Annotated in this window: 19 protein-coding genes and 2 pseudogenes; 12 read left to right on the top strand and 9 right to left on the bottom strand. The window is 69.6% G+C overall.

The window, feature by feature from the left end; all coding sequences use genetic code 11:
- The first annotated feature begins 15 nt into the window (after nucleotides 1-15).
- The 3 genes from ACH4G3_RS37460 to ACH4G3_RS37450 all read left to right on the top strand — a co-directional run bounded on the left by ACH4G3_RS37460 (nucleotide 16) and on the right by ACH4G3_RS37450 (nucleotide 1,988).
- The gene (locus ACH4G3_RS37460) at nucleotides 16-699 is read left to right on the top strand and encodes an SDR family NAD(P)-dependent oxidoreductase (protein WP_397628652.1); all 684 of its coding nucleotides are present in this window, start codon (nucleotides 16-18) and stop codon (nucleotides 697-699) included.
- A 91-nt stretch (nucleotides 700-790) separates the two neighbouring features.
- Nucleotides 791-1,162, top strand: a complete 372-nt coding sequence (locus tag ACH4G3_RS37455; RefSeq protein WP_397628651.1) for a DoxX family protein — start codon at nucleotides 791-793, stop codon at nucleotides 1,160-1,162.
- Between the two features lie 151 nt (nucleotides 1,163-1,313).
- On the top strand, nucleotides 1,314-1,988 hold the full coding sequence (locus ACH4G3_RS37450) for an LLM class flavin-dependent oxidoreductase (RefSeq protein WP_397628650.1): 675 nt from the start codon (nucleotides 1,314-1,316) through the stop codon (nucleotides 1,986-1,988).
- Between the two features lie 326 nt (nucleotides 1,989-2,314).
- Here the strand turns inward: ACH4G3_RS37450 and ACH4G3_RS37445 are convergent.
- From ACH4G3_RS37445 to ACH4G3_RS37425, 5 genes and pseudogenes are all read right to left on the bottom strand, one after another.
- Nucleotides 2,315-2,935 (bottom strand): annotated as a pseudogene (locus ACH4G3_RS37445) (SpoIIE family protein phosphatase); the annotation flags it as partial.
- A gap of 229 nt (nucleotides 2,936-3,164) precedes the next feature.
- A complete protein-coding gene (locus ACH4G3_RS37440) occupies nucleotides 3,165-3,359 on the bottom strand; it encodes a hypothetical protein (RefSeq protein ID WP_397628649.1) in 195 nt (64 codons plus the stop codon).
- Nucleotides 3,360-3,448: 89 nt separating this feature from the next.
- On the bottom strand, nucleotides 3,449-4,555 hold the full coding sequence (locus ACH4G3_RS37435; RefSeq protein WP_397628648.1) for an LLM class flavin-dependent oxidoreductase: 1,107 nt from the start codon (nucleotides 4,553-4,555) through the stop codon (nucleotides 3,449-3,451).
- A gap of 377 nt (nucleotides 4,556-4,932) precedes the next feature.
- Nucleotides 4,933-6,312: an MFS transporter gene (locus tag ACH4G3_RS37430; protein ID WP_397628647.1), complete on the bottom strand. Its 1,380-nt coding sequence runs from the start codon at nucleotides 6,310-6,312 to the stop codon at nucleotides 4,933-4,935.
- A gap of 163 nt (nucleotides 6,313-6,475) precedes the next feature.
- Complete coding sequence (locus ACH4G3_RS37425; protein WP_397628646.1) at nucleotides 6,476-7,012, bottom strand: quercetin 2,3-dioxygenase; 537 nt, start codon at nucleotides 7,010-7,012, stop codon at nucleotides 6,476-6,478.
- A gap of 432 nt (nucleotides 7,013-7,444) precedes the next feature.
- Between ACH4G3_RS37425 and ACH4G3_RS37420 the strand changes: the two genes are divergently transcribed.
- Together ACH4G3_RS37420 and ACH4G3_RS37415 are read left to right on the top strand one after the other, a co-directional pair.
- Entirely contained in the window at nucleotides 7,445-8,167 is a 723-nt protein-coding gene (locus ACH4G3_RS37420) for a polysaccharide deacetylase family protein (protein ID WP_397628645.1), read from the top strand.
- 67 nt (nucleotides 8,168-8,234) lie between these two features.
- Nucleotides 8,235-8,738 carry a cupin domain-containing protein gene (locus tag ACH4G3_RS37415; RefSeq protein WP_397628644.1) on the top strand — a complete coding sequence of 168 codons (504 nt, stop codon included), beginning with the start codon at nucleotides 8,235-8,237 and terminating at the stop codon, nucleotides 8,736-8,738.
- Nucleotides 8,739-8,757: 19 nt separating this feature from the next.
- Here the strand turns inward: ACH4G3_RS37415 and ACH4G3_RS37410 are convergent, their stop codons facing one another.
- The 4 genes and pseudogenes from ACH4G3_RS37410 to ACH4G3_RS37395 form a co-directional block, all read right to left on the bottom strand.
- Nucleotides 8,758-9,822, bottom strand: coding sequence for an FCD domain-containing protein (locus ACH4G3_RS37410; RefSeq protein WP_397628643.1), 1,065 nt, complete (start codon nucleotides 9,820-9,822; stop codon nucleotides 8,758-8,760).
- Between the two features lie 520 nt (nucleotides 9,823-10,342).
- Nucleotides 10,343-10,540, bottom strand: a pseudogene (locus ACH4G3_RS37405) (restriction endonuclease); the annotation flags it as partial.
- A 667-nt stretch (nucleotides 10,541-11,207) separates the two neighbouring features.
- The gene (locus ACH4G3_RS37400; protein ID WP_397628642.1) at nucleotides 11,208-12,386 is read right to left on the bottom strand and encodes an acyl-CoA dehydrogenase family protein; all 1,179 of its coding nucleotides are present in this window, start codon (nucleotides 12,384-12,386) and stop codon (nucleotides 11,208-11,210) included.
- A gap of 115 nt (nucleotides 12,387-12,501) precedes the next feature.
- Nucleotides 12,502-12,870: a four-helix bundle copper-binding protein gene (locus tag ACH4G3_RS37395; protein ID WP_020273024.1), complete on the bottom strand. Its 369-nt coding sequence runs from the start codon at nucleotides 12,868-12,870 to the stop codon at nucleotides 12,502-12,504.
- A 125-nt stretch (nucleotides 12,871-12,995) separates the two neighbouring features.
- Here ACH4G3_RS37395 and ACH4G3_RS37390 point away from each other — a divergent pair, with 125 nt between their 5' ends.
- The 7 genes from ACH4G3_RS37390 to ACH4G3_RS37360 all read left to right on the top strand — a co-directional run bounded on the left by ACH4G3_RS37390 (nucleotide 12,996) and on the right by ACH4G3_RS37360 (nucleotide 18,180).
- Complete coding sequence (locus ACH4G3_RS37390; RefSeq protein WP_397628641.1) at nucleotides 12,996-13,433, top strand: ChaB family protein; 438 nt, start codon at nucleotides 12,996-12,998, stop codon at nucleotides 13,431-13,433.
- Between the two features lie 37 nt (nucleotides 13,434-13,470).
- The gene (locus ACH4G3_RS37385; RefSeq protein WP_397628640.1) at nucleotides 13,471-13,836 is read left to right on the top strand and encodes a DUF6479 family protein; all 366 of its coding nucleotides are present in this window, start codon (nucleotides 13,471-13,473) and stop codon (nucleotides 13,834-13,836) included.
- A 93-nt stretch (nucleotides 13,837-13,929) separates the two neighbouring features.
- A complete protein-coding gene (locus tag ACH4G3_RS37380) occupies nucleotides 13,930-14,280 on the top strand; it encodes a DUF8129 domain-containing protein (protein ID WP_020273021.1) in 351 nt (116 codons plus the stop codon).
- A gap of 168 nt (nucleotides 14,281-14,448) precedes the next feature.
- Nucleotides 14,449-14,955, top strand: a complete 507-nt coding sequence (locus ACH4G3_RS37375; protein ID WP_397628639.1) for a SigE family RNA polymerase sigma factor — start codon at nucleotides 14,449-14,451, stop codon at nucleotides 14,953-14,955.
- Nucleotides 14,956-14,966: 11 nt separating this feature from the next.
- The gene (locus ACH4G3_RS37370) at nucleotides 14,967-15,488 is read left to right on the top strand and encodes a cellulase (RefSeq protein WP_397628638.1); all 522 of its coding nucleotides are present in this window, start codon (nucleotides 14,967-14,969) and stop codon (nucleotides 15,486-15,488) included.
- 140 nt (nucleotides 15,489-15,628) lie between these two features.
- Entirely contained in the window at nucleotides 15,629-16,918 is a 1,290-nt protein-coding gene (locus ACH4G3_RS37365) for a bifunctional glycosyltransferase family 2/GtrA family protein (RefSeq protein ID WP_397628637.1), read from the top strand.
- A complete protein-coding gene (locus tag ACH4G3_RS37360) occupies nucleotides 16,915-18,180 on the top strand; it encodes a hypothetical protein (RefSeq protein ID WP_397628636.1) in 1,266 nt (421 codons plus the stop codon). Before ACH4G3_RS37365 ends, ACH4G3_RS37360 begins: the two co-directional genes overlap by 4 nt.
- Nucleotides 18,181-18,246 lie beyond the last annotated feature (66 nt).

The following is an 18,246-nucleotide window of genomic DNA, read 5'->3' as shown; positions in this document are numbered from 1 at the left end:
GAAAGGACTATCACCATGCCCAGCATCGCCATTGTCGGAGCCGGCCCCGGAATGGGCCTCGCCATTGCCCGCACCTTCGGCTCGCGCGGCTACGACGTCGCTCTCATCGCCCGCAACCGCGCCAAGCTCGACGACCTCGTCGGCCGGCTCACCGCCGAGGGCATCACCGCCGCGGCGTTCCCGGCGGACGTGCTCGACCACGATGCGCTGACCCAGGCCCTCAAGGACGCCGCCACCCGCTTCGGCGGCATCGACGTCCTGGAGCACTCCCCCTCTCCGGGCAACGGCTCCATAAGCTCCATGACCCTCACCTCCCCGTCCCAGACCAGCCCCTCCGATGTGCAGGGATGGATCGACTTCCTGCTCCACAGCGCCATCACCGCCACCCAGGCCGTCCTGCCCGCGATGCGTGAGGCCGGCGCGGGCACCCTGCTCTTCACCAACGGCGCCGGCTCTGTCGACCCCATCCCAATGCTCGGCAACGTCAACCCCGCCCAGGCGGCGCTGCGCAACTGGGTGCTCAACCTGCACAAGGAGCTGGCCGGCACCGGTATCCAGGCCGCGCACGTCGCCATCGGCGTGTGGATCGGCGCGGGCGGCCCTCCCGAAATCCCGACCGGCGAGGCCGAGGACATCGCCCCTCTCTACTGGGACCTGCACACCCAACGCGACGAAGTCGAGCGCGTCTTCACCGGCTGACGCCTCCCAGCTCTCCCCCGTTGAATCCTGATCCGCTCAATCCACATCCGCCGCGGCGATCCCCGCCGCGAAGACGAAGGTTTCCGCTCCGATGAACGTGTTCCTGTGGATCCTGCAGGGCGTCCTCGCCGCGCTGTTCGCGGCCGCCGGCGTCACCAAGGCCACCCAGCCCCGCGAAAAGCTCATATCCCAGCTGCCGTGGGTCAGTGACGTCTCGACCCCCGTGGTACGTCTGATCGGCGTCGCCGAACTCGCCGGCGCCCTCGGGCTGATCCTGCCGGGTGCTTTCGACATCGCCACCACGCTCACCCCGCTGGCCGCCACCGGCCTGGCTTTGATCATGGTCCTGGCCATGGGCGTCCACGCCCGCCGCAAGGAGCCGCAGGCCATCGGGTTCAACGCGATCCTGCTCATCGTCGCCGCGGTCATCATGTGGGGCCGGTTCGGGCCCCACTCCTTCTGACCACCCGGCCCCCCGCCCCTTCACAGCGGCCCGGCCCGCGACCACGCCGGTCGGGCCGCTGTTTCCCAACCCCTGTCCGCCTATCGGAGACGACCGTGGAACTGGGCATCCTCTCCCTGTCCGACCTGCAGACCGACCCCACCACAGGGCCGTGTCGGTGCTGTCCACCGCCGATCCGGTCCGGCTGCACCAGGACTTCGCCTCCCTCGACCTGATCAGCGACGGCCGCACCGAGATCATCGCGGGGCGCAGTGCGTTCGTCGAGGCGTTCCGCCTGTTCGGCGTGGACTTCGAGGACTACGACGACGTGTTCGCGGAGAAGCTGCGGCTGCTGCTCGCCATCCGTGAGAACCCCGAACACGTCACCTGGCGCGGGCGGTTCCGCCCGGCCATGGACGGCCTGTCCGTCCAGCCCCCGCCCCAGCAGCCGCAGTTGCCGCTGTGCCTCGGCGTGAGCGGCAACCCCTCCAGCGTGGAACGCGCCGGACGCCTCGGCCTGCCCATGGCGCTCGGCCTCATCGGCGGGGACATCCGAAGTGTCCGCCCCCTCGTCGAGCACTACCGCGCGGTCGGCACAGCGGCCGGCCACCCCGCCGACCGGCTGCGGCTCGGCAGATCCGGCCACTTCTACGTCGGCCGCACCTCCCAGGGCGCACGCGACGACGTCTTTGTGTTCATAAGGGCGTGTCCAAGAGGGACGCGGGTGGCCGTGGGTGAAGGACTGCCTCTCCACAACCTTGCCGCGTCAACGCCCGCTCAGCGGGACATCCGCGTGCATGGAGGACGACCAGCAGTTTCTGGTGCGGTTCATCAGAGATACGGCTGATCAGGATTCCGGCGGCAGGTCCTGCTCGGTCCAGATGCACTTGCCGTCTCCGAAGAAGCGGGTGCCCCAGCGCCGGGAGAGGGCGGCAACCAGGTGGAGGCCTCGGCCTCCCTCGTCCGTGTACCCGGCGCGCCGGATTCACGGGGTGGCACCACCAGTCCGTCCGCGCCGAACGCCGGCAGGACATGCTCCGCGACCGCCCGGACCACGTCTTGCGACGTCACGGCCTCGGCGAGGGCCACGGTCAGCACGCCCATCCGGGCGGTGCGCGCGGCCATCGCCCTTTCCTCCGCCGAGCCCGCGCCCTGCCCCAGCCGACGGTCGGTCACGTCGAGGAACGAGACCGCCAGCCCGCTGCCCGGCACGGGGTCGAGCCGGACGTCGTAGAGCCGCTGGTCGGGCGGCCAGCGCACGTCGAAGCCGACCGGCCGGCCCTCAGCGGCTGCCCGTCGGCACTGGGCCTCAAGGCCGTGGGCGCGGGTGGCGGGGAAGTCCCAGAACACGGTTCCGGGCTGTACCCGTCCGGCGGCAAGCAGGCGCTCGGCCTCCTCGTTGGCGAAGGTGACCCGCCAGTCGTCGTCGACCGTCACGAAGCCGACGCGCAGGCCGCGCAGCGTACGGAGGAACGGCCCGTGCGGCACGTAGGTGCCGTCGGATGCCGGTGTGTCCAGGTGCTCGGCGGCCCATGCCGCCACCGACCGGAGCAGGGACCACTGGTCGGGGTCCGGTGCCGCGGATGCCACGCTGAACACCGACAGCGCGCCCACCGGCCCGTCGGGGCCGGGCAGCGGCACGGATGCCGTACCTGATGCCCCGACCCCGGCGACATCCCCGGTCAGCCAGACCTCGGAGACACCCCGGACGGCGCGGGCAGGCGCGCTGTCACCGTCCTCCGGGAGACCGGCCCATGCCTCGGTGGCCGCAGGGGCGAGCCCGCTGGCCGCCATGAGCCTCAGTGTTCCGGATCCGGGGTCGCGACGGTGTGCCACGCCGCCGAGTCCTCCCAGACCTGCGGTCGCCTGCTGCAGGGCCAGCAGCACGGCTTGGTCGCCGGGGAGTCCTGCGGCCGCAGACGCCAGCAGCGACAGCCGCGTCGGCGTCGCCGCCCCGGCATGGCCCGCACGCTCAGCGGATTGAGCCGACACATCGCCTCCCCGACCGGACTCTGCAGAGCCGCTACGCGGTCGCGAGGGGACTCACGATGAGGTTGCTGAACCAGCCGTTGCGCCGCGCCGTGCCGCTGATGGCCTCGTTGACGCGTTCCAGGGGATGGACGACGTGTTCCGGCGGGCTCAGGTCGAGCGGTCCGGCCGCCACCATGTCGGCCATCGCCTGCCCCTCCCCCGAGGTGAACCATGCCGAGCCGATCATGGCCAGGCAGCTCGGTGGCGACGCACCAAGAACGGCTCCGCCGCGAGTGGATGCGCTCGTCGCAGCCGTCTGCGGCTGCTTGGGTGTGACTAAACTCGGCCTCCTGCGTCGAGCAGCGGCGCGATCTTCTCGGCGTACTCCTGGACCGCCTCACGCGCCAGGTGCGGCGGCGGGTTGAGCGTGACGTTCCGAAGCTCTGCTGCTTGGAGCGCTCGCAGGACGTCGGCAATCTCGCGCGCCGTGCCCGTCAGGGTCGTCATGCGGATGATCTCCTCGGTCAGCACGTCCTCCTCGCCGGGGAGCAGATGCGAAAGGTGACCCCGGTGCGTCTCCTGGTACAGCCGGTCACGGGGGACGTCGAGGCGGGACAGCACCCTGCGCTCATAGATGTCCAGGCGGTCGCGTATCGGGGAAGGAAGGTGTGCACCTAGAGCCGGGTTGTCGGCATACGCATGGAACGGCAGCATCGCGACTGGGCCGACCCGTTCGAGTGCGCGCGGCGACATCGGGGATTCCCCCTCCTCAAGGACGCACAGCCCCAGCGAACACAACGTGTAGAAGTCATCGGGACCCTTGCCGGCCGCAGCCGCCGCTGCTCTCGCCGCCGCCAGAGACGCTCCGAGCACCTCCGGCGCGTTCACCATCGCGTTGCAGCCCTGAAGTCCCATGATCCATCCGTTGCCGAGCTCGTATGCCACACCGCGCGCCCGTGGGCCGTCGGCTGCGACATAGATCGGGACATCGTCGCGGTGGACGTAGCGATCCTCGGGGGTATGCGCCATCCGCACCCACTGCGAGGTGTCGCCCGCCCGGTGGGTGGCCTCCTCGCCGTCGAGCAAAGCGCGGCACGAGGCGATGTACTCCGCGAGACGACTGACGGGCAGCGACTTCAGCCCCAGGATCGCGCGGCCCGTGTTGCCCGTGCCGAGGCCGAGGAACGCCCGGCCGGGGGCGAGCCGATTGATCGCCGCGATGGCGGTGGCACAAGCGGAGGCGATGCGATTGCTGGGAATGGCGAGCATCGTCCCGATCCGAAGGGTCGATGTGCGTTCGGCGGTCAGTGCCATAGCCACGAACGGGTCACCGGCGATGAGGGGTGAGTCGACGAAACCCACACTCGCAAAGCCGCGCTTCTCGGCATAGGCAGCGTCATCCCATGAACCGTGATAGCTCATAAGCACAAGACCGGCATCCATTACGTCTCCTTTGCGCAACTTGGTGAAGGGATGTCCCGACCATGTAAGCGCCGGATATTTTGCTCGGCGACAACGGATACGACCGCAGCTCGGTCGCAGCGACAGAGCCGGTCGGACCACCACCGACCACGATCACGTCGTAGGGCGAGTCATTCTGTTCAGTGGTCACCATGTGTGCTTCCACATCCTTTGCGGCATCGCAGTCAGCATCGGGGTGAACCGGTCGGTCTCGTCGGCACCTCGACGGAGGAGTACTTGGTCCTGCCGAACTCAAGCCGCCAGCAGGCTTTCCGCGCTGCCGCTGCCGCTGCGGCTGACGGGCGCCAGTTCGTCCGTCAGCCGCAGCCGTGCGCGGTCAGTGTCGGCGCTGGTCAGGGTCAGGCACCGGCGGCAGGTACGTCGCCCACGAGGTTGCGGCCGTCGCCCTGGGCGGGCGCCGCACTTGCGGTCTTCTCTTCGGCCTTCACCTGCCATGCCGGCCTCTTGCGCAGCAGCATCAGACAGCCCAGAGCCACGACGTTCGCCGCCGCCATGTAAGTCCCGATGAGCCACGACTTCCCGCTCTCGGTGAAGATGGCCGTGGCGATGATGGGTGCGAGCCCACCGCCCACGATGGAACCGAGCTGGTATGCGAGCGAGATGCCCGTGTATCGGATCTTCGGCGGGAAGTTCTCCGTCAGTAGCGCCGGTATGCAGCTGAAGGAGAGGCAGCTGGAGGTGACCACCAGCACACCCCCGAGCGTGGCGAGCATGAGGTTGCCGGAGTCGAACAGGGGGAACAGGAGCAGTGCCGTGAGCCCCTGCATGACGGCCCCTGTCACGAGCACCGGCCGGAGGCCGAAGCGGTCGGCGAGGCGGGCGAAATAGATCACGGCCGGGATGGCGACCACACCGCACGTCATGGCGATCCACAGCAGCGAGGAACGGCTGTAGCCGACGGCACTCGTGCCGTAAGTCAGCGAGTACGTCTGGACTATGTAGGTGGAGATCCCCGGCACACCGGCGACGATCAGGGTCTTGAGCAGCGTGCCGCCGTGCGAGCGCAGCACCTCCAGCACGGGCACCGCCTCCGGTTCCTGGGCGACCGACGCCTCGAACAGAGGACTTTCGCTCAGCTTCCGACGGGCCACCAGACCGATCACGATGAGGACCACGCTGCTGATGAAGGCGATCCGCCAGCCCCAGACGGTGAAGGCGTCCCCGGTGGCAGCCTCCAGTCCGATCAGGACGAGGTTGGACAGCACGAGTGCGAACGCGGGACCGACGGCCGGCGCGGACGCGTAGAGAGCTCTTCGGTTCGGCGGCGCGTGCTCGATGGCCATCGAGACGGCACCGCCCCACTCGCCGCCCATGGCCAGGCCCTGGACGATGCGCAGGGCCACCAGCAGAGCCGGAGCCCACACCCCGATCTGGGCGTAGGTCGGCACCAGACCCACACAGACGGTCGAGATTCCCATGATCACAAGCGTCACGACGAGCATTCGTTTCCGGCCGATGCGGTCACCGAAGTGACCGGCGATGACGCCTCCGAGCGGACGTGCCACGAATCCCACCGTGAACGTCGCCATAGCCCCGAGCTGCCCCACCACCGGGTCGCCGGTGGGGAAGTACAGCGGACCGAACACCAGAACCGCGCAGAGCGCGTAGACGAAGAAGTCGTACCACTCGAGCGTGGTACCGATGAACGTTGCCAGGACAACTCGACGAGCATCCCGCGCTTTTGTGCGCGCGTCGTCATTGGCGTGCGACAGGGACATGGCTTGTTCCGCTTTCGTGAAGAGGGCGACCCGATGCCCGGGTCAAGAGTGCAGTGCTGCACGGTTGCCCCGACGGGGCAACCATGGGCCTGCCGAAGATTTCGTTGTTCCGTGGGGCTGAAGATTTAGCAGTTCAGCGCCCTTACCCGGCCGTTTCCAGTTGTCAGCCGGTCTTCTCGGATTCCTGGATGAGGGGGTAGTCGGGCATCCAGACCACGTCGAAGCGCTTCTCTGTTTCACCCAACTGTTCAGCGGTGGGGGCCCCATGAGGATCGAGGTAGTGGAGGGTTCCCTCAAAACCACCAGGTGCGTAGAACGCGATGAAGCGGGTCTTGGGGGCGGCGAACGCCCACGAGTGGGCCCAGCCGGTCGGCAGCAACCCGAAGTCACCGGGGTGGAGATCGGTGACTATGCGGTTGCCTTTCCTGTCGTCCTGCCAGACGCGGAGAACCCCACTCAGGACGTAGACACCCTCGGTCGTGTCGTGGTGGTAATGGGGAGGCGTGGGCGGTGCCGTGTCACCTTCGCAGTACGTCAGGCCCATGTGGCCTTCGGTGTCTTCCCGGCGGGTGAGCAGAGTACGGAGACTGCTGCGGACAGCGATGTGCTCACCCTCCCCGGCCCTGAGTACATAGGGAGCTCCATTACCGACTTTGTCGAGCGAAACGTATCCGGGGATACGCGTTCCTTCATCCGTCACTGATGACTCCTAGCAATGCTCTTACGGTTTCGTCGGCGCGTGGCTTTCCTGCACTGGGACTGCGCAGCAAGCAGAAGTGGTCCCGCCCGGGCAACTCAGGGGTGGCCTGGTGCGCCTGGAGGGTTGGCGTCGTCGCACACGAGACGCGGCCGGGGACGCCGCCATGGAGCGCCGCCGTGAGGAAGCTACCAATGCATGCGGCCGCATACAATAGCCGCGATAGCTACCACCTTGCATGTACTAGTGCTATCGTTCGCACGCCACCGAGGCGTCATGCGCGGTCACTGACCGGACACCTGCCGGACGTGCGGCAGTGATCTCCCTGAAACGGGCTTCCGGCACCCGATCGCCAGCAAGAGGGCAAGGAGGACCTGCATGTCAGCTGTCTCTACCCGACGGGGCACGCTCTGCCTGACCGTCGACAATCTCGGCATGGCACTCACCGTCGGCCGAGGTTGTGCGGCTCGCCCGGACGCAGACGAGCCCGGACTCCGCCGCGGCGTGCCGGCCTTCCTCAAGCTGTTTGCGGAGCTACGTCTGCGGGCGACCTTCTTCGTCGAGGGATGGAACGCGCTGCACCACCCCGAGGTGATCGAGCGGATCGCCTCGGCGGGACATGAGATCGGGCTGCACGGTTGGGTGCACGAACGCTGGGCGGAAGACCTTGACGACCGGGCCCGTGAACAGCTGCTGTGGGACGGCACGGCAGCGCTGCGACTTGCGGGCTTCACTCCCGTGGCGTTCCGCGCACCCGGCGGTTACCGCGGCGGCCGCACGCTCGAAGTGCTGAGCGAGCTCGGGTACCGGATCGACAGCAGCATCGACGCCGGCACCGGCATGCCGGGCACCACTCCCGAGATCATGCTGCTGCCGGGCGGACTCGTGGGCGTTCCGTGGACCTGGGACATGATCGACTTCTGGCAGTACGAGATGCGGCCCGACGGCGCCCAGAAGCCCGGTCAAGTGGCCGAAGACTGGATGGGGCTGCTCGAAGCTGCCGCGGAACGCGGCGGGTTGGTCACGCTGATCGTCCATCCGTTCGTGACCGGGGTCGACGTAGAGCGCATGGCGGCGCTCCGTCGCGTACTGGAGCACGCCATCGAGCACCCTCGCATCGACGTTCTGAGCGCAGGGCAGCTGGCAGCACTCATCTGAGACGGCTGTCGGCAACAGGGTGGACAGGCGCCGAACGGCGAAACGATGTCATTGAGGAGAGCGAAACATGGAAGAAGGAAGCCCGGACAACACTCGAAGCGGTGCTGAGCCCCTTGGTGCACAGCGTGACGGTGTCGGCTGGGGGACGGAGGATGGCGTCAGGGACGGAGCTCTCCAGCCGGTGATTCTCCGCGTGTACAGCGACGCCGCAGGTGAGAGCCATCTCGAGGACATCCGGATGCCGGGGGGTCACCGTCGTTCCGATGTGTCGACGTCTGTCGCCTGGTGGTCGGAGAGGATACCGGTGCGCAATGTGATCTGGCGGCGCGTGGAGGAGGAGGCTCCGCCCACGACACCGCACAACGCACCGCGACGCCAACTGATCGTGCCACTCTCCGGCGGAGTCGAGTTGGAAGTCAGCACGGGAGAGCGGCGCATCGTACTGCCCGGACAGATCATCCTCGTGGAGGACACCACGGGGAAGGGGCACGTCACGCGTGCCCTCAATGACTCGACGCGCGTCACGCTGATGCTTGAGCTCGGTGACGAGAAACTCTTCGGAGACCAGTGACCTTGGGGCGACGCGCTCGCTAGGAGTCGAGCGGGACTCGGTCGTCGGCGTACGCCATCGCCTCGTACAGCCGAGAGGGGATGTAGTCATGGGCTCGCGCTGCCGCTTCGATCAGTTCGGGTTCTCCGCTAGCCACCGCGTCGACGATGCGGGCGTGGACGGCGAGACGCTCGTAGAGGTACTGCCGGAGGTTGTGCGTCGGCACGACGCGTTTCACGTGCGATGCGATCGCGTCGAGCAGGTTGAGGTAGAGCGTCCGCAGGACGTCGTTCTGGCAGCAGGACGCGATCTGCCGGTGCAGTTCCCAGCCGGCTCGGAAGAACTCCTCCGGCTCGTCGATCAGTCGCGACATGCTCAGGACGCGTGCGCGGAGGTCGTTCAGGACGGACGGCCTCGCGTGCCGGGCCGCGTCGAGAAGCAGGGGAAGTTCGAGGGCCTCCCGGGTGGCCGCGATGTCGCGCAGGGACGTCGATTCGGACGTGACCGCAAGCACGGTTTCCCCGAACGGCAGGAACTGCTCAAGGTTTTCGGCGGCCGTTTCCTCGGCTCCCTCGGCTCCCGGCTCGTCGAGCACCTTGCGCATCAAGGTGGTCAACGCGGCAGCCTCCTCGTCGGTGAGACGCATGCCGAAGTGCTTCTGGACGGAGGAGTGGTGTACCGACAGCACCCTGAAGTAGACGTCCTGTCCGTGCTCGGTCAGTACGACGTCCAAGTTCCGTCGATCGCGCTCCGAGGGACGGCGCTCGACCAGCCCTTCCTCCTCCATCCTCTTGGCCAGCCTGCTGACGCCGCTCTGACTGAACCGCGAGCGTCGCAGCAGTTCGTTCTGGGGAAGGGTGCCGCCGGCCTCTGTCAGCCTGGTGATCACGGAGTACCACTCCAGCGGGATCCCGGCGGTCTCTTCGAGATCACGGGACAGACTACGCACGACCTGGGCGCTGGCGTCCCGGACCACCTCCCACGCCCTCAGCCGTGCACTGTCCAGATCACGTCCTGCGCTGCCCTTCCCCGTAAACATATGCGGCAGCATACACCTCGGGCCCGCAAGAGCATCGCCTCCCGAGATGGATGCTTGCAAGCGCATACACTCCATGGTTCCGGTCAGCTTCGGGCAGCCGCTCAGGAGGCCGGCGCAGTCGGAACCGGCGATCACGGCGCCGGTGCCATGGCGCGCTCCAGCAGATGCCCCAGCCGTCGCCATAGCGCTCGACGCTTCCCTTCGTGCCAGGGCCAGCCACCCGGCCTCATCTCGCCCAAGGCCGAAAAACTGTGATCACTCGGCCGACCCCACCGCCGCGCGCCCTGGGCGAAGCAGTGATCGGCCCCCAGTCTTCCCCGGCCTCCGAGTTCCCTCCCGCATGCGCGCACCGGTCGTTGGTGCTGACTCCGAGTAACGCGCCGCGCGGTCAAAGTGATGTCCATGGACTGCCGCGGGGGCCGCAGATCAGCGATGCCGGGAACGGCAACCGTGGTCGTAAGCAGCGGAACACTTCCCGGGCGATGCCACGTTTGAGCCCCGACGTGTTGGCGGCAGGCACTCTGCCAGTCAGGCCGCAGGCCTGAACCGGCTCGGGCGGGAGCGCGCGGACACGCCGAGAAGCTCGTGCAGAATCGGCCTTGTGGACCGGCCCCGCCGTCCCTTTCACGGCGTACATCACCGATGAACCCACCTTCCCGCCGACGCGGGTGTGCTTGGCCTGCACCACGATCCGGCCGCGCTGCGGATGGTCACCGATGACGTCGGCGGCCTGATCGCCGCCGCCACCCACTCTGCGGGCCGGCCAGCCGTCGCGGACCAACACACATGCCCAACCTGCGGCCTCCCCCTCAACAGCCCGGAAGGGAGACGCCCGGGGCTCCTCAAACGCCCGAACACCGCCGGCCTGCACTCCGTGCAGTGCCGCAACCGCTCCCAGCTCTCACCCTCAAAGGAAGCCGAGACGCTCCGCCCGATGCGATGGCATACGGAGCGCTGCTCCTAGCCGCGGACAACCTCCTGGCCGACCGAGACCGCCGGACCATGGCCGAGCGCATCGAGCCCATCGCATTCGAGGCTTTCCATCGAGCAAAGACATATACGAAGCGGCTGCTCAACGACGGCGGCAACTCCCCGAATTTCGCAGTGGCCACGTCCACTCGTGCACCTGGTTTCCGCATGCGCGGCAGACAGGGCTCACGTGGCCGCAGTGTGCGGAAGTGTTGGACGTCGGCAACGGCGTGGGCAGATACACGCGCAACGCGATGGGCCGCCGACTTACCGAGAACCGACTGGGGCCGGTCTTCACCCGAGCCGTCGATCAAGTCGCCGAGCGACTCGTCGCCTCGGCCCATCGGACCAACAAAGCCAACCGACGCCGCAGAATGGCACGTTGGAGTATGGGCGATATCCACTGGTCCCGCCTCTTCGAAGAGTTGCCTGGACTCACGCGCATCGTCTGGAGCGATGTCACACGGGCCGAAGCCCCGCAGTCAGCGCCGGACCCGCGGCATCCCCAGCCCGATCCACGAGATGATCTCCCGCTGGATCTCGTTGTTGCCGCCGCCGAAGGTGAAGATGACCGCCGAACGGTAGCCGCGTTCCAGCTCGCCGTGCAGGACCGCGCCCGCCGAGCCCTCCTTCAGCGCGCCCGGGGCGGCGACGATCTCCATGAGCCAGGCGTAGGCGTCGCGCCGGGCCTCGGAGCCGTAGACCTTGACGGCGGAGGCGTCCTGCGGGGTGAGGGTGCCGTCCTGGACGGCACCGACCATCCGCCAGTTGAGCAGCTTCAGCGCGTCCAGCCGGGCATGGGTCCGGGCCAGGAGGCGGCGTACCCAGGGCAGGTCGGCGACTCGGCGGCCGTCGGCGAGCTTGGTCTCCATCGCCCAGCGCTGCACATCGTGCAGGGCGCGGATCGCCATGGTGCCATGAGCGGCCAGCGTCACGCGTTCGTGGTTGAGCTGGTTGGTGATCAGCCGCCAGCCCTGGTTCTCGGCGCCGACCCGGTGGGAGACGGGGACGCGGACGTTCTCGTAGTAGCTGGCCGTGGTGTCGTGCGAGGCGAGGGTGTTGATGAGGGTGCACGAGTAGCCGGGGTCGGTGGTCGGCACCAGGAGCATGGTGATGCCCTTGTGCGGCGGGGCTGCGGGATCCGTACGGACCGCCAGCCACACCCAGTCCGCCGTGTCGCCGTTGGTCGTCCAGATCTTCTGGCCGTTGACGACGTATTCGTCGCCCTCCCTCACCGCCCGGGTCCGCAGGGACGCGAGGTCGGTGCCCGCGCCGGGCTCGCTGTAGCCGATGGCGAAGTCGATCTCGCCGGAGAGGATCCTCGGCAGGAAGTACGCCTTCTGTTCCTCGGTGCCGTACTGCATGATCGTCGGGCCGACGGTGTTCAGCGCCATGAGGGGCAGCGGGACGCCGGCCTGGGCGGCCTCGTCGAAGAAGATGAACTGCTCGATCGCACTCAGGCCGCGCCCGCCGTACTCCTCGGGCCAGCCCACGCCGAGCCAGCCGTCCGCGCCGAGCCGCCGGATGGTCTCGCGGTAGAACCGCTTCTGGGCGGCCGGGTCGCCGTGCCGGGCGTACGCGTGGTCCGGGACCAGTTCGGCGAAGTAGGCGCGCAGTTCGGTGCGCAGCCGCTGCTGCTCGGGCGTGTATTCGAGGTGCACGGCGCCTCCAGGCTCCCAAGGCCGGTCCTGTCGGCGCACACCGTAGAACGTGTTCCAGAAATTGGGAATGGCGGGCGACGGGGAACATCCCCGGTCCGGCCCGCGGAAAGCCTCCTCAGTTCAGCGTCGCGAGGAAGTCCGTGCACGCCCGCGCGCACGCACGGCACGCCGCCGCCGAGTCCTCCGCCCCTGCCTGCCGGTCGAAGACGTGTGCGGCCTCCAGGCACACCGTCCGGCACCACTCCACCTGGACGCGGATGGTCGACTCGTCCACCTGGTTCTGCTCGGACAGCACACGGCAGGTCGCGTCGCAGACCTCCGCGCACATGATGCCTTTGCGTCGTACGAGTTCCTGGTTCTCGGTGCCGTCGGGGTCCACGAGGCTCGCGCGCAACGCGCACGCCCGGGCGCACTCGGTGCACGCCTGGGCACAGGCGAAGCGGTCCTCCAGGAACCGGAACAGCTCCTGCTGGGATGTCGTCACACCGCGCGGGTAGCCCCGCCGATGCCGGTCAAACCCGGTGCCGCCCAGGGTTCCGTACGGTTTTCCGGCCCTGTCGGCCGGGCACCCGGCAGGCCCGGGAACGACGACGCACGGAGGTGAGTCACATGCCCGGGCGACAGGAACTTCCGTCGACCCTGGAGCGGTCCGCCAAGGAGGCGCAGCGCACCTGGATCAAGGCGCACGACTCGGCCGTGGAGCAGTACGGCGAGGGCGAGCGCGCGCACCGCGTGGCCTTCGGGGCCCTGAAGCACACGCACGAGAAGGTCGGCGACCACTGGGAGCGCAAGGAGGGCGGCCGCAAGGCCCCGTCGGACCCGCGCTCGGCCCGGCCCCGGCAGCAGGGCGGCCGTAGCGGCGAGGGCGTCGACGAGCGGGCCTCGAAGGAGCACCTGTACGACCTCGCGAAGCGGCTGGGGGTCGAGGGGCGGTCGCGCATGTCGAAGGCGGAGCTGCTGGACGCCGTCCGCAAGGAGAACCGCTCGCGGACCAGGTCCTCGCAGCCGTCCTCGCGGTCGTCACGGTCCTCCTCGGCCTCCAGGTGAGCCGGTTCATGGTGAGGACCAGGGGTACTCGCGTGCCATGACTAGCGCATGGATGGAGATGGCCGCGGGCCGTGGCGCCCTCGGCATCGGGCTGATCGTGGCGGGTGTGGTGGTCGTGGCCCTGCTGCTGGGGGCCTTCGTCCTCGGCGTGCGCGTCAAGCGCCGGGAGCTGCCCACGCCGCGGCCCGACGAGCAGCCGCGACTGCCCGACGGCGGCCCGGTCCGTGAGACGAGTGAGCGCCGGGAGCCCGACGAGGTGCCGAGAAGCCAGGACCGTCTGACGCCGCACGAACTGAAGGCGCACGGCAACCAGGGCGACCGGAGGAGCGCGACCCAGGAGCGTCCCCGCTGGAACGAGGGCAGCAGCGGCTCGTTCGGCAGCGGCGGCCCGGGCGGCCGCTGAGCCCCGTCCCCGCGGCACTCCAGCTCCGTACCCCACGTCGTACGTGAACACGCCGTACATGCCGTACACGTCGTACACAGGGAAGTGAGAACCATGGCCGATCCCGCCCGCGACACCCTCCCGCTGCCGGACTACGACCATCTGCCGATCGGCGGCCTGGAGAGCCGTGTGCGGTCGCTGTCCGCGGACGAGGTGGAGGAACTGCTGGCGTACGAGCGGTCGCACGCCGACCGGCTGCCGGTGACCGAGCTGCTGGGGTCCCGCCTCGAGCAGCTGCGCGAGGGCGCGGAGCCGACGTCCGGCGATCCGGGCGCCCTGCGTCCCGAGACGGGCGAGGGGCACGGAGGCTCTCCGGTGTCGCCCGCCACGTCCCCGCAGCCGTTCAGCCCGCCGCCGCACGGCACGCCCGACCAGCGGGGCAAGCCGAAGGGTGACCGCACGTAGGAGTCACCGTCGGACAGAGCTGACCAGAAGGGCCCGTGCCTGTGCACGGGCCCTTTTTCGCGCGCACCGCCCAGGGTGAGGTGGATCACAGCAGGCAAGTGCAGCGTGACGTGGGGTCCAGCGTCTTTCCAGTGGTGCAGGGGGTCACTGAGACGCGGGACGGTGGGGATGGAGCAGGTTCGGGCGGACGGCTTCGACGAGTTCGTGGCCGCCCGTTGGTCGGCGCTGCTCCATGTCGCGCGGCTGCTGACGGGCGGCGACCGGCAGCGGGCCGAGGACCTGGTGCAGGAAGCGCTGGTGAAGCTGTGGTTCGCCTGGCCGAAGGTGGCTGAGCAGGCTCCGGAGGCGTACGTCCGTACGGTGCTGGTGCGGATGGCGGCGCGCTCGGCGAAGCGGCGCTGGTGGGGTGAGCGCCCGGTGGAGCAGCTGCCCGACCGGGCTGATCCGGGCGATGTGTCGTCCACCGTGGCGGAACGCTCGCGGCTGGAGGCCGCGTTGGCCCTGCTGACTCCCAAGCAGCGGGCCGCGGTGGTGCTGCGTTACTACGAGGACCTGCCCGAGGCCCAGGTCGCCCAGGCGCTGGGCTGTCCGGTGGGCACGGCACGGTCCCACGCGTCACGCGGGGTCGCACGGCTCCGCCAGATCCTGTCCGACGCCGTCAGGCCTGTGGGGTGAAGGGAGAAGCGATGGACGACTTCGAGCGGGACCTGTCGCGGCTGATGCGCGACGCCCAGCAGCACACCCCCTACGAGCCCGAACACCGGCAGCGGCTGCACGCCGGCATCCGCTCCCGCCGCCGGTCGCGGCTCCTGTGGAAGGCGGGCGGCTCCGCCGTGGCGGTGGCCGGGCTCAGCGTCGGGCTCGCCCTGCTGCCGAGCATGCTCACCAGGGCCCAGCCAGCCGATCACCGGCCACAGCCCGCGACGAGCCCGACCCCCTCGCTGGACGGCGGGCCCACCTCCGAGTCGCCGGATCCCAGTGCGACTCCGACGGTGCCGGAGTCGTCCGCTCCGGCGACCACGACCGGCGGCAGCTCGCCTCCCGGGGGCGCGAGTACGACGATCAGCCCCACGCCGACCGCCACGGCCTCCGAGAGCCGGACCACCTCGGCGTCCCCCACGCCGCCGCCCCCTTCCCCGACGCCCACGACGGCTCCGCCGTCCGCCCTGGAGGAGACGCAGGAGCCTTCCGCATCGGCCACCGAGTAGCCGCCTGAGCGGCCCTTCCCGTCAGGGGCGTCAGCCCTCCTGACCCCGTCACCGCCCCGAACACCGCCACGGGTGCCTTCGGCATCCCCGGAACCGGCGCCCGTGTACGTGCGGCGCCAGAAAGAGACCGTGAAGCAGCCATGAGAACCGTACGGCGGCCGGCCCTGTCCGCCCGCCCGACAACCGAGCCGTCCTCGTTGCCGCGCCGGGTGCCCTTGCCCGCGCACCACCCGGATCCCGTCCTCGACGTCGTCGTGCCCGTGTTCAACGAGGAGAACGACCTGGAGCCCTGCGTCCGGCGCCTGCACGCGCATCTCGCCGGGACCTTCCCCTACTCCTTCCGGATCACCATCGCCGACAACGCCAGCACCGACCGGACCCCGCGCATCGCGGCGCGGCTGGCCGCGGAGCTGCCCGGCACGGACTGGATCCGGCTGGCCGAGAAGGGACGCGGGCGCGCGCTGCACGCCGCCTGGTCACGCTCGGGCGCCCCCGTGCTGGCGTATCTCGACGTGGACCTGTCCACGGACCTCGCGGCGCTGCTGCCGCTGGTCGCGCCGCTGATCTCCGGCCACTCGGACATCGCCATCGGCACCCGGCTGGCGCGCGGTTCCCGGGTGGTGCGCGGACCGAAGCGGGAGATCATCTCCCGCTGTTACAACGGTCTGCTGCGCGGCACGCTCGCTGTGGGGTTCTCCGACGCGCAGTGCGGGTTCAAGGCGGTGCGGCGGGACGTCGCCGAGCGGCTGCTGCCGCTGGTGGAGGACCGCGAGTGGTTCTTCGACACCGAGTTGCTGGTCATCGCCGAGCGCGCGGGGCTGCGGATCCACGAGGTGCCGGTGGACTGGGTGGACGACCCGGACAGCCGGGTGCACATCCTGTCCACGGCCCTGGCCGACCTGCGCGGCATGGCCAGGCTCGGGCGGGCGCTGGCGTGCGGCCGGCTGCCGCTGTCCGCGCTGCGCCGCAGCGGCGGCGACCTCGCCGGGGAGCTGCCGGCGGGCCTGGCCCGGCAGGTGGTGCGCTTCGCCGCGGTCGGGGTCGCCAGCACCCTGTGCTACCTGCTGCTCTACACGGCCCTCCGGCCGTCGACGGGGGCGCAGGCCGCCAACGCGCTGGCCCTGCTGGCCAGTGCCGTCGCCAACACCGCCGCCAACCGGCGGCTCACCTTCGGGGTGCGGGGCCGCGGCGGCGCGCTGCGGCACCACCTGAAGGGGCTCGCTGCCTTCCTGGTCGGGCTGTCCCTCACCAGCGGTTCGCTGGCCGCCCTGCACCAGGCCGCTCCCGGAGCGGGCCACCGGGTCGAACTCGTGACGCTCGTGGCCGCCAACCTGGCCGCGACGCTGCTGCGCTTCCTCCTCTTCCGGGCCTGGGTGTTCCCGGTCCGCCACGACGTCCGTCCCACTCGCCGTACGACAGGATCCTCATGAGCACCGTCGAGCTGCGTCGACCGTCGTCCGGCCTCGACGACGCCCCCGAAGTCCCGGGCGGCTCCCGGGAGTTCCGCCGACGGCTGCGCGGGGCCGCCGTGCGCCACGGTCCCGTGCTGCTGACGTACGGCGCGCTGAAGCTGGCCGGCTTCGCCGTCTTCATGTACCTGCTGGACTCCGCGGGCGACTTCCGGAAGAAGAACCCGCGTTTCGGCGGCGGCGAACACGCCTGGGACGTCCTGGCCAGCTGGGACGGCTGGTGGTACCAGCAGATCGCCCAGCACGGGTACGACCCCGCTCTGAAGCCGGTCCCGGGCGCGACGGGCCTGATCACCCTGGAGGGCAACTCGGCGGCGTTCTTCCCGCTGTACCCGACGCTGATGCGGCTGGTCTCGGAGGGCACGGGACTCGGCCTGTACGGCGCCGGCATGACGGTCTCGGTCGTCGCGTCGTTCGTCGCCGCCCTCGGCATCTACGCGGTGACGCATCGGCTGGGCGGTCACCGGGCCGGGCTGGTCGCGGCCGGGCTGTGGGCCGTCTGGCCCGGTTCGGGCACCGAGTGGTCGGGCTACTCGGAGTCCCTCTACACGGCACTCGCCGCATGGGCCTGTCACGCCGTCATGTCCCGCCGCTGGCTCACCGCCGGGCTGCTGACCTGCGCGGCCGGGCTCTGCCGGCCCACCGCCGCCGCGCTGGTCGCCGCACTCGCGGTCGCCGCGCTGCTGTCCCTTCGCCGGCGGGAGGACGGGGTCCGGCGTCCACTGGGCGCCGTGGCGATCGCACCGCTGGGCCTCTTCGGCTATCTGGCGTGGGTCAACTACCGCCTGGGCGACGTCAATGGCTACTCCAAGCTCCAGGACGGCGCCTGGGCCCACAAGTTCGACTGGGGGGTCCACTCGTTCCACGTGCTGACGTCCGTCCCCGTCGGGCACTTCGACTATCTCTTCGCGATGCCCTTCGAGGACGTCATCGGCGTCTGCGTGGTGCTGATGGTGCCGGTGCTGACCGTGCTGCTGCTGCGTCTGAGACCGCCCGCCGTGCTCGTCGTCTACACGGTCCTCTCGTATCTCATGGTGATGACCACCCAGCAGTACTTCGGCAACGTCTCGCGCTATCTGCTCCCGCTCTTCCCGCTGTTGGTCCCGCTCGCGCTCGCCCTGCGCAGGCTCGGACGGCCGTCCCTGGTCGCCGTGCTCGGTACGGCCGCGCTGGCCTCCGGGTCGTACGCGGGGTATGTGCTGTTCGAGCTCGGGGTGCCGTAAAGAGCGCCGGGCGCCTCATTGGATGCCGCCGAAACATTCCCTTCATGCAGGAAGTATTTAGGGGTA

The organism is Streptomyces afghaniensis (genome assembly GCF_044327915.1).
Classification (GTDB): Bacteria; Actinomycetota; Actinomycetes; order Streptomycetales; family Streptomycetaceae; genus Streptomyces; species Streptomyces afghaniensis.
The sequence above is the reverse complement of the archived record's forward strand: the minus strand, read 5'-3'. Positions and strand labels throughout refer to the sequence as shown.